We start from the raw sequence: 11,776 nt of genomic DNA on the forward strand, positions 1-11,776 counted from the left end.
TTTCATTAAAAGCATTAGAAAATGTCATTAAAGAAAAATAAAAAGCTAAACAGCGATTTTAATAGCATAACCATCAGTTTGGCCTCTCCGGAATCTATTTTGGAAGGGTCATACGGTGAGGTTACGCAACCCGAGACCATCAACTACAGAACCTACAAGCCAGAGATGGGCGGTTTGTTTTGTGAGCGTATTTTCGGACCAGTTAAAGACTGGGAATGTCACTGTGGCAAATATAAAAGAATTCGTTACAAAGGTATTATCTGCGACCGTTGTGGTGTAGAAGTTACTGAGAAGAAAGTGCGTAGAGAAAGAATGGGCCATATCGAATTGGTCGTTCCGGTAGCTCACATTTGGTATTTCAGAAGCTTACCTAACAAAATCGGATACATCCTAGGTCTTTCTTCTAAAAAATTGGATCAGGTTATCTACTATGAGAGATACGTAGTGGTGCAATCAGGTATCAAAGAAGAAGACGGTGTTGCCAAAATGGACTTCTTGACTGAAGAAGAATATTTGGATATTTTGGACAAGTTGCCAAGAGAAAATCAAATGCTTCCTGACGAAGATCCAAACAAATTCATCGCCAAGATGGGTGCTGAGGCATTGTATATGTTGCTTTCGAGAATCCAATTGGACGAACTTTCGTACGAATTGCGTCACCAAGCAGCTACTGATACATCTCAGCAGCGTAAAGCAGAGGCTTTGAAAAGACTTAAAGTTGTAGAATCATTCAGAGATTCTCGTACCAGAATTGACAACAGACCTGAGTGGATGGTAATCCGTATGGTACCAGTTATTCCACCAGAATTGCGTCCTTTGGTGCCGCTAGATGGTGGTCGTTTCGCGACTTCTGACTTAAATGATCTTTACAGAAGAGTAATTATCAGAAACAACCGTCTGAAAAGATTGTTGGAAATCAAAGCTCCTGAAGTAATCTTGCGTAACGAAAAACGTATGTTGCAGGAAGCCGTAGATTCACTTTTTGATAATTCACGTAAAGTAAACGCCGTAAGATCAGATGGTAACCGTGCCTTGAAATCACTTTCAGACATGTTGAAAGGTAAGCAAGGACGTTTCCGTCAAAACTTATTGGGTAAAAGGGTTGACTACTCTGGGCGTTCGGTTATCGTGGTAGGACCTGAGCTTAAATTGCACGAATGTGGTCTTCCAAAAGACATGGCTGCTGAGTTATTTAAGCCTTTTGTTATCAGAAAACTGATAGAAAGAGGAATAGTTAAGACGGTAAAATCTGCTAAGAAAATTGTAGATCGTAAAGATGCAGTGATTTGGGATATCCTCGAGAACGTATTGAAAGGACACCCAGTTATGCTAAACCGTGCTCCTACGCTTCACCGTTTGGGTATTCAGGCTTTCCAACCAAAATTGGTGGAAGGTAAGGCTATTCAATTGCACCCGTTGGTTTGTACAGCCTTTAACGCTGACTTTGACGGTGACCAGATGGCGGTACACGTACCACTAGGTCAAGAGGCAGTAATGGAAGCTTCAGTATTGATGCTTTCGTCGCATAACATCCTTAACCCTGCCAATGGAGCACCTATCACCGTACCTTCTCAGGACATGGTTTTGGGTCTATATTATGTAACCAAAGGAAAGAGATCGACTCCAGAAGAAGTAATTCTAGGTGAAGGAAAAACTTTCTATTCGTCAGAAGAAGTAATAATAGCCATGAACGAAGGGCAACTTTCGAAGCATGCGTTTATCAATGTTAAAACCAAAATCAAAGACGAAACAACAGGTCAGATAGTTGAGAAAATTATCGAAACTGTAGCTGGTAGAGTATTGTTCAACCAGTGTGTTCCTGAGAAAGTAGGTTATATCAATGAGCTTTTAACAAAGAAAAAACTTCAAGGAATTATCGGTAGAGTATTCAAAGAAGTAAGTTTTGCTCGTACGGCTCAGTTCTTGGATGAAATCAAAGAATTAGGATTCCAGTCAGCATTCAAAGGTGGTTTGTCTATCGGTTTGGGAGATATCATGATTCCAGAAGAAAAACAAGCATTGATTGAGAATGCCAGAGGTGAAGTAGAAGAGGTTCAAAACAACTACATGTTTGGTATCATTACTGAGCGTGAGCGTTATAACCAAATCATCGATATCTGGACAAGAGTAAATACAAGATTGAGAGAGACTTTGTTGCGTCAATTAGAGGACGACCGTCAAGGATTTAACCCCGTGTATATGATGATGCACTCTGGAGCCCGTGGTTCGCAGGAGCAAATTCGTCAGTTGGGTGGTATGAGAGGTTTGATGGCGAAACCACAGAAAAACATTGCAGGTTCTGTTGGTGAAATCATCGAAAACCCAATTCTTTCTAACTTTAAAGAAGGTTTGGACGTTCTTGAGTACTTTATCTCAACACACGGTGCTCGTAAAGGTTTGGCCGATACAGCCCTTAAAACTGCCGATGCTGGTTACTTGACACGTCGTTTGCACGACGTAGCCCAAGACGTAGTTATCAACGAAGTAGACTGTGGTACTTTAAGAGGTATCAACGTGTCGGCTTTGAAAGAAAACGACGACATCATCGAGCCTTTATCAGAAAGAATTCTAGGTAGAGCTTCAGTACACGATATCATTGACCCTATCACCAAAGAGTTGATCTTGGCGGCAGGTGAGGAAATCACTGAAGAAATAGCAGAAAGAATTGACGAAACAGCGATAGAAACTATCGAAATTCGCTCGGCTCTAACTTGCGAAACCAAAACTGGTGTTTGTGGTAAATGTTATGGTAGAAACTTGGCGTCTGGTCGTATGGCCGATGTGGGTGAAGCTGTAGGTGTTATTGCATCACAATCTATTGGTGAGCCAGGTACTCAGCTTACACTTCGTACGTTCCACACCGGTGGTACTGCCATGAACGTGTCTGTTGAAGCCAACATCAAAGCTAAATTCAACGGTAAACTTGATTTTGACGATATCAGAACTGTAGAATCAATTGACAAAGAAGGAAATCCTGCTACCATCGTTATCGGTCGTAGAGGTGAGGTAAGAATCATTGACGAAGCTACTAAGCAAATCTTGATTTCTAACATCGTTCCTTACGGTTCAACACTACAAGTAAAAGATGGTCAGAAAATAAACAAAGGAGATGCCATCTGTCACTGGGATCAGTTCAACGCCGTTATCTTGTCAGAATTTGACGGTACTGTTGCTTATGACTCCATAGAAGAAGGTATCACTTACCGTGAAGAAGCCGATGAGCAAACTGGTTTCCGTGATAAAGTTATCACTGACTCTAAAGACAGAGCTAAAAACCCATCGATCATTGTTAAAACGGCAGACGAAGACAAGGAATATAACCTTCCTGTTAACGCTCGTTTGATGGTAGAAGATGGACAGCAGATAAAAGCGGGTCAGATTTTGGCCAAAATACCAAGAGCAATCAACATGAACCGTGACATCACGGGTGGTCTTCCAAGGGTAACCGAGCTTTTCGAAGCACGTAACCCTTCTAACCCAGCTGTGGTATCTGAAATCGACGGTGTGGTATCTTATGGTACTATCAAACGTGGTAACAGAGAGATATATGTTGAGGCAAAAGACGGTACTAAAATCAAGTACATGGTGTCGTTGTCAAAAATGATATTGGTACAAGAGGGTGACTTTATCCGTGCAGGAGAGCCACTTTCAGACGGTGCCATTACACCATCGGATATCTTGAGAATCAAAGGACCAACTGCCGTTCAGGAGTACTTGGTTGATGAAACTCAGGCCGTTTACCGTCAGCAAGGTGTGAAAATCTCTGATAAACACATCGAGGTGATTGTACGTCAGATGATGCAGAAAGTGGACGTTCTTGACGCTGGTGATACGATGTTCCTTGAAATGCAAGCCGTTGACAAATGGACTTTCAGAGAGGAGAATGATAGAATCATTGACAAGAAAGTAGTTATGGATGCTGGTGCATCTGAAAACTTCAAACCTGGTCAGATCATCACCAACCGTGAGTTTAGAGACGAAAACGGTAGATTAAAACGTGAGGACAAAAAACAAATGACAGTAAGAGATGCTCAACCGGCTGTATCACAAGTGATACTGCAGGGTATCACTACCGCGTCGTTGGGTACTGAGTCGTTTATATCTGCAGCGTCATTCCAAGAGACTACCAAGGTATTGTCTGAAGCTGCCGTTAAAGGTAAGCGTGACGACTTGGCGGGCTTGAAAGAGAACGTTATCGTGGGTCATTTGATACCAGCAGGTACAGGCCGTAGAAGCTATCAAAACTTACAGGTAAACACTGTGGAAGAGATAGAAGCAGCCAATGCTCGCAGAATGGCCGAGCCACGTAAGAGAGAATATGTAGATTGATACAATCTCGAAACCATATAAAAACCCCCTTCGGAGCAATCTGAAGGGGATTTTTTTGATTTGGGGTGATAGTCTAATTCCTATTAATCTTGAAAATATGTCAATTTCGGGATTACATTATTTTACAATTTGGTTGAGATCGCAACGCTCACATCGCCGTCTTAAGGTTAAATCCACTAGCTACAATTTCTAAAGTCTCGTTTATTGATGATATTTACTCCAAACTATTGATTAACTGGATAGTATTTTTTAAGTATTCTTCTTTTAGATCACTATTAAACCCACTCATGATTCTTACAACCTTTAAATCCTTTGTTAATATAACTTCATGAGGTGCACCATCATAATTGAATATTGTAGCTAATTGATTATTTTTATCATAAGCAATTTCAAGTTGAGTTGGATGTTTTTGTAGGTATGATTTTATTTCCACAGGGGAATTTTTCGATTCAAGATACACGTCAATTACTCTAATTTTTTTCGTTAGTTTTAATTTTGAGTATATGTTTTCTAAATATGGGTTTTTAATAACACACTGAGTACAGCCAACAAAAGTGAAATTCAATATAAGAATATGTTTTTCTCGATCCGAATCGAATATTGTTTTATTGTCTAAGTTAGATATTTCTATGTTTTTTGGATTTGGATATTTTGAGGGATCTAGAATTGCTTTATTGAAAGAAAAATTTGGAATAAATATTTTATTAAGATAAATCGAAAGGATAATAAGTAGAAAGGAATAAAGGGTCACCAACTTGAGGTTTTTCATGACGCTATTGACTCCAAAAAGAAAGCCTAGGACAGAGTAAATATTAACCAAAGGAAAGATTAATGGAAATAACTGAGGATTTGAAAGCAGGGCAATTATGCTAATTATTAAGTTTAAAGGTAATAAAATGAAATACTGGCTGAATTCAAATTTTTTGCCCAATGATATACCAGTAAGAAAATAGATAGATAAAGACCACAAGTGTATTAAGTAACTCTTTTCTAATTTTAAAATTGGAACAAATAATAAGAACAATAAGAATCCAACAATATTCCATTTTATTACTTTTTTCATATACTATGGATTATTTGGTGGTATACCGGCACACATGTAATTACAAGAGAAAAGGAGAAAGGTTCCACAGCCATGAGCGGATTGGCTACATCCTCCAGTACATCTATCACAATCCCACACGCTACTTCCGTTGCATTCGCAACCCGTTTTAATAGAATTAGGTTTTAATCCAGATTTGTAATTCTTTCCAATGGGTTTTAAACTACCTAAAATTTGTTTCATTTCTTGCTTGGAGAAACTTTTTAAAACCATAGGGGTAATCTCTGTTTCTATATCTCTTGCTTTAGTTGTTCCTTTCACATCTAGTTCAAATACACTTTTGTCAAGTTTTCTACTTACCAAATTTAAGATATCCTTTTGTGAAGCGGTTAGTTTTCCGGATTTAATAAAATTTGTAATTCGATTATTCCAGATTTCTAACCGTTCTTCAGAATTGAGTGCTATATACATGTCAAGTTGCTTTTGCTGCTCCAACTCTGTTTCCACCTTTTCAATTTTTAAATAATCCAGTGAATTGTGACTATCAATTTCTTTACTCTTTGAACAGGAAAGTATTGGAATAATAAAAATTAGTGCAATTAATTTTTTCATTGTTTTTTTGTTAAAAGTTTGTGCTTCCTTATAGGTGGAATAGCAATTACCTATCAGAAAAGTCTGATTTACTGTGTGTTAATTGATAAATTTATCTAAAATTAATTTAAATTTGGTGCAATTTATGTAGGGGGGGGGTGAATTTTCCTTATCTTTTTAAATATAATTATTATACGGTAATTTTCTGATTTTCAAACTATAAGGAATTGGTTTTTATGGCCGAGCCACGTAAGAGAGAATATGTAGATTGATACAATCTCGAAGCGATATGAAAAATCCCCTTCGGAGCAATCTGAAGGGGATTTTTTTTGAAAATTTCTCATAGAATTGATTATTCTTCAACTATCAGCCCTAAAAACCCACTCTGGAGCATCGTTGGTGGCTTGTCGCAAAAGTAGATTGAGCTGTGCTGCATGGTGTTGCACATGGCGAAGGTTATAAAGTAGAATTTCAAAAACCGAATAATCCATTGATCCAGAGGAGTTTATCCATCGGCTTTCCATTTTTTCAGCGTCTAAGTTCGTTATCAATTCTTTACATTTGTCACGGCTGGCTTGTAGGTAATCGAGTAGCTCTCGTTTGGTATAAACTCTTTCAGGTAACTGGTCTTCAAACTCAGACTCGGTAAATGGAGCCCTTGGTTTGAAACTGGCCGGTTGCATACACAAGTAATAATCCAGAAAAAATAAGCAATGAAATGCATGGTACCAAAACTTGGAGTCGGTGTTCCAATGTGCCTCTGGACAGAACGAGATTGCATTTTTGAGCATGTCAATACTTGCTCCAAACTGATTCCAAAGGCTCTGGTTTATGGTGTTTTGCATAGTGTTTAAGTAGGGAGATACCTTACCACTTTTCGTCTGTTTAGTACTACTTTGTTTGGGCTTTTCTATTGTCAAAAGTAAGTATTTCTTTACCATATATCAAAGTTGTTCTATCAAGCACCTAATTAAAGCCCATTTTCCTTTGGAGTTGTTAAAGTCGTTTTCTGCTTTTTAGCGGTCTAGGCTTAGTGCGGTTTAAAATTATTTTGTGGAAACTTTTTAATTTACATTACACCGACGCTGTCTAAATCTAATTTATTTAGAAGTTATCCAATCTCAATATATAAGGCTTTAGGCCTATTGTGGAATAAATGCTGTGAACCTCTCTCACTTGTGGAGTTTTTTAGCATTTTTTGTGTTGAATGTGTGGTGAATATTATGGACACAGGAAAATTCTTCTGTAAATTCTGTTGACTACAGAACTAAGTCCTTCAGTTTATTTTCTTTATTAAGTTTTTTTAACGGTGTAGACCTTTGTTTTATTTTGTTAAATCTATTCCGAAATTACCCAAGGGATGAGCTATAAATTTTTCTGGTTGGTTCAGTTATATTGGAGGGTAGTTTTTTATTCTGAACATTTGATTTTTCGGAAGTCTCAGCAAATCGAGGATCTATTATGTAAGCCAAGTGGTGGATTTCGATAACTTCAATGCTCAAAAAACCAAACTCATCAACCACTTTTCCGGTTATTTGATAGATTCCACGTCCTCGGAGTGGGTATTTGGCAGCTACGGGAGGAAAATGCACCGTATCTATCCACTGGCCACGTTGGTCCAGAAATGTACCAAACAGCATTCTCTCACCTTTGGAGGTTTTTACCCTTTTGTGGTTTACCCAATAGCCATACATGGTTATAACCTGATTGATATTCTTAGGCATGTCTTCCACAAAATGCGTCTGCACAGGTGTTTCTAAGAGCAAGTCGAACGGGTCACACAGCGGATAACCGAGCAATTCTATTTGGTCAAAAACGTCTTCTAGCTGGCTAGAGGTAAGTTTTGGTAAGTTGAAATGCTTTGGGGGAGTTCGGAATAGTTCCTGTTGCAGTGTTTTAGGTGGGGTTTTGTTGAGCCTATAATGTGCCTCCCAAAGCAGCGTGCGTTTGTTGATACCCGTAAAATCAAAGGCCCCAATTCGTAGCAATATGTCTATCTGTTCTATGCCGATGGCTACCCGATCCAGAAAATCGTTAAGACTCGTGAAAGGGCCGTTTTGGCTTCGCTCGGTTAAAATAGCTGATATTACGGCTTCTTCTATCCCAGACAAAAACTGAAACCCTAGATAAATTTTTTTGCCAACAATGTGTGTTTCTATACTACTGAGGTTGATTTGTGGCGAAATGATTTCCCCTCCGTGTATGCGGGCTTCGTGTATGTAGGTCTCGACCCTGTAAAATCCACCGCCGTTGTTGAGCACTGCCACCATAAACTCTAGTGGAAAGTAAGTTTTTAGAAACAAGCATTGGTAGCTTTCTATGGCGTAAGATGCAGAGTGACCTTTGGCAAAAGCGTAACCTGCAAAACTCTCTATCTGATTCCACACTTCATGGATTATCTTTTCTGGATGCCCCATTTTTCTGCAGTTTTCTATAAACTGCATGTTTACCCTACGAAACTCGTCTGTAGACCTAAACTTACCACTCATGCCACGCCTCAGCACGTCCGCTTCTGCAACTCCTAAGCCAGCAAACTCATGAGCTACTTTTATAACGTCTTCCTGATATACCATCACGCCGTAGGTTTCTTCCATCAGGTCCCACATGATGGGGTGGGCTAGTTTTCGTCGTTCGGGATCGCGATGCCTGAGAATGTACTCTCGCATCATGCCGCTCTGAGATACCCCAGGCCTGATAATAGAGCTGGCAGCCACCAATGCCAGGTAATTATCTACAGAGAGCTTTTTGAGCAACATCCGCATGGCGGGCGATTCCACATAAAAACAACCGATACACTGTGCTTGGCTTATTTTGTTATTTATGAGGGGGTCTTTCATAAATGGTTTGGTGTCATGAATGTCAAAATCAGGGGCGTTTGGCTGGTTTTGCTTTATAATTTCAATGCTGTCCTTTATTTTGCTGAGGCCACGTTGTGCCAAAATATCGTATTTGTAAAGGCCCACGTTTTCGGCAATAATCATGTCGAACTGTACGGTTGGAAAGCCCTTGGGCGGCATGTCGGTAGCCGAAAAATAGTGCATCGGTTTCTCAGAAATCAATATACCGCTGGAGTGAACACTGAGGTGATTGGGCATGCCATGGATTCTACGTGCGTATCGTAGAATAAGCTGCGAGGTGGCGTCGAGTTGTTCATATACAAACGTACCCTCGCTCAGCAGGTCTATTTCGTGCTTGGGCAAGCCAAACACCTTGCCTAATTCTCTTACCGCACCGCTGTGTTGGAAGGTATTGTATGTGGCCAGTAGTGCCACTTGGCCTTTTTTGCCAAAACGTTCAAAAATATAACGGGTGACATCCTCACGGTCTCGCCACGAAAAATCTATGTCAAAGTCAGGTGGGGAGGTTCTGAAGAGGTTCATAAATCGCTCAAAGTACAGGTCAAGCTCTATGGGGTCAACGTCGGTGATGTATAACAAATAGGCCACAATGCTGTTGGCTCCACTACCACGACCTACGTGGAAGTAGTTCATGCGTTTGCAGTATTGGATAATGTCCCAGTTGACCAAAAAAAATGCCACGAAACTCATTTGACTTATGGTGTCTAACTCTTTTTCTATTCGGCGGGAGATTTGCTCCGTCACAACATCATAGCGTTTTTTTAGCCCTTCGTTTACTTTTTCTCGCAGCAGAGCCATATCTTCCTCGAGGCTTTGGGTATAAGTTTGGAGATTTTGATGTGGGCGGTTGGGCGAGAAGTCAAAATCTACCCGACACGTATCGAGGAGTTTTTTGGTATTTTCGAGCAAAAATATATAGTTTTCTCCGCCTGTATTGGTTAGGGAATTTTCTAGGTCTGCTACGAAGGTTTCACTGGGTAGAGCTTGTTGTTCAAAGCGTAATTTGCTGAGTAGTATATTGTTGTCTATTGACCTTAGTAGCCGGTGAACATTAAAGTCCGTTTTGTTTCTGAATGTCACAGGATGCAGAAACACGAGTTTATGCGTGTAAATTCGCCATTCGGAGGAGTGAAAATAAGTCAGGTCATCTAAGTCGAGGCCAAGGTATTCATAGTCTTCAAAATGCTTTTTATTAAGCTTTTGTATCTGTCGATAAGGATAAATGACCTGTACGTTTTTGAACGATGGAGCCAGATCAGGTATGTTTTTATGTGCATGCGAATGCTCTGATAGCCAGTCATTTATTTCCTGAAAACCAGCATTATTTACTGCTAAAGCTACGTAAAGTTGCTGGGCATTGTGCCGAAAATCCACACCAATCACGGGCCTGATTACACCTCCAGCCTTGGCCAATCGCACAAAGTTGAGGCAAGCGGAGGTATTGTTGATGTCGGTCAATGCCAATGCTTCTTGGCCAAACTCTATGGCCAGTCTGAGCAGTTCTTCCTCCGAAAAAGTGCCGTATCGGAGGCTATAATAAGTATGACAGTTGATGTACATGATGTAAGACAGTTTGTGGTTTTTATAAGTATTTACATCGTGCGATGTGCCAATACCATCGGTGGTTCGCCTGAAAATGGATTGCCCATACCGCCAATATTGGAGGCTCCGAAGGTGGAGGCCCGCATCACACTACGGCTACCGAACCTGTTGCGGATTTTATCCATGCTTTCGTATAGATTGGCCGTTTTGCGGGTATCTTCAAAAAGACTCATCTGGTAGCTGCCGTAGGTGATGTCACTGAATTTCACGCCCACCAGCCTCACGAGCATTCGGCGGTTGTAGAGGCTTTCGAAAAGCTCCATCACTTTGGGTATCATGATGTGATCGGCCGACGAATACGGTATTCTGGCCTGTTTGGAGTAAGTCTGAAAGTCGGAGTAACGAATCTTTACACCTATACAACTGGCTATTTTGCCACCTTGCCTGAGTTGGTAAGTGAGTTGCTCGGCCATGGCCGTCACCAGCGTGCGTAGCTTGGCTATGTCGGTGGTGTCGCGGCCAAAAGTCCGCTCGTTTGATATGGATTTTCGTTCATGAAATTCCACCACTGGGCTGTCGTCTATGCCGTTTGATTTTTCCCAAATCGTCAGCCCGTTTTTTCCCAAGACCCGCTCCATCATTTCCATGGGCATTTGTTGCACGGTATGTACTTTTTTTATGCCGAGGTTACAGAGCGTCTGAAACATTTTTTCGCCCACTGAGGGTATTTTCATGATAGACAAAGGAGCTAGAAAGGGCTTTTCGGTGCCAAAATCTATTTTTATTTGGTTGTTGGGCTTGGCTTCACCTGTGGCTACTTTCGACACCGTTTTGTTTATTGACAAGCCAAACGATATCGGCAGACCGCTCTCTTTGATCACCTTTTGGCGGAGTTCGCTCGCAAACTTATAGCAGCCAAAGTGTTTGTCCATGCCGGTGAGGTCTACGTAGAACTCGTCAACACTTGCTTTTTCTAAAACTGGCACCCGCTCGCGGAGGATGTCTGTTACCAGTCGAGACTCTTCGCTGTAAACGCCTGCATTGCCTTTTATTACGGTGGCTTCGGGGCATAGCATGCTACAAATTTTAGTGTTGATTGCTAAAAAAATAAGAATATATAAAATTGTGACATTTAAAATATTTATAATCAATACATTATAAATATTATTAAATATGAATTTATTCGGAAAAACCAGAAGCGATTTGGTAGAATTTGTAGCAAAATCAACCCAAAAGTATAGTGAAAATAGGAGAAAATTTTAGCTGAAACTATTAGCTTGGATTCTGAAAATTGGATGTTTTCAAAATTGAACAATGATTTATTGATGATATTTTCCGAGTTGATAGATAGATCAAATTATAATCGTAGAAAAAGGAGACTCGTTGAAGGCTGTACATTGTTATCGTCCTTGCA

Annotated in this window: 6 protein-coding genes; 1 reads left to right on the top strand and 5 read right to left on the bottom strand. The window is 40.3% G+C overall.

Features of this window, described 5'->3' with window-relative positions:
- Positions 1-21: 21 nt before the first annotated feature.
- Positions 22-4,329: a DNA-directed RNA polymerase subunit beta' gene (gene rpoC / locus EGI31_RS05605; protein ID WP_255036193.1), complete on the top strand. Its 4,308-nt coding sequence runs from the start codon at positions 22-24 to the stop codon at positions 4,327-4,329.
- 214 nt (positions 4,330-4,543) lie between these two features.
- On the opposite strand, the gene EGI31_RS05610 is transcribed toward rpoC, so the two are convergent.
- The 5 genes from EGI31_RS05610 to EGI31_RS05630 form a co-directional block, all read right to left on the bottom strand.
- Positions 4,544-5,392, bottom strand: coding sequence for a TlpA family protein disulfide reductase (locus tag EGI31_RS05610; RefSeq protein ID WP_255036194.1), 849 nt, complete (start codon positions 5,390-5,392; stop codon positions 4,544-4,546).
- A 3-nt stretch (positions 5,393-5,395) separates the two neighbouring features.
- Positions 5,396-5,983, bottom strand: a complete 588-nt coding sequence (locus tag EGI31_RS05615) for a bacteriocin fulvocin C-related protein (RefSeq protein ID WP_255036195.1) — start codon at positions 5,981-5,983, stop codon at positions 5,396-5,398.
- A 338-nt stretch (positions 5,984-6,321) separates the two neighbouring features.
- On the bottom strand, positions 6,322-6,903 hold the full coding sequence (locus EGI31_RS05620; RefSeq protein ID WP_255036196.1) for a DinB family protein: 582 nt from the start codon (positions 6,901-6,903) through the stop codon (positions 6,322-6,324).
- Positions 6,904-7,311: 408 nt separating this feature from the next.
- Positions 7,312-10,380, bottom strand: a complete 3,069-nt coding sequence (locus EGI31_RS05625; RefSeq protein ID WP_255036197.1) for a DNA polymerase III subunit alpha — start codon at positions 10,378-10,380, stop codon at positions 7,312-7,314.
- Positions 10,381-10,412: 32 nt separating this feature from the next.
- On the bottom strand, positions 10,413-11,438 hold the full coding sequence (locus EGI31_RS05630) for a DNA polymerase Y family protein (RefSeq protein ID WP_255036198.1): 1,026 nt from the start codon (positions 11,436-11,438) through the stop codon (positions 10,413-10,415).
- Positions 11,439-11,776: the final 338 nt, after the last annotated feature.

It is taken from the genome of Lacihabitans soyangensis (assembly GCF_024343775.1).
In the GTDB taxonomy this organism is placed as follows: domain Bacteria; phylum Bacteroidota; class Bacteroidia; order Cytophagales; family Spirosomataceae; genus Leadbetterella; species Leadbetterella soyangensis.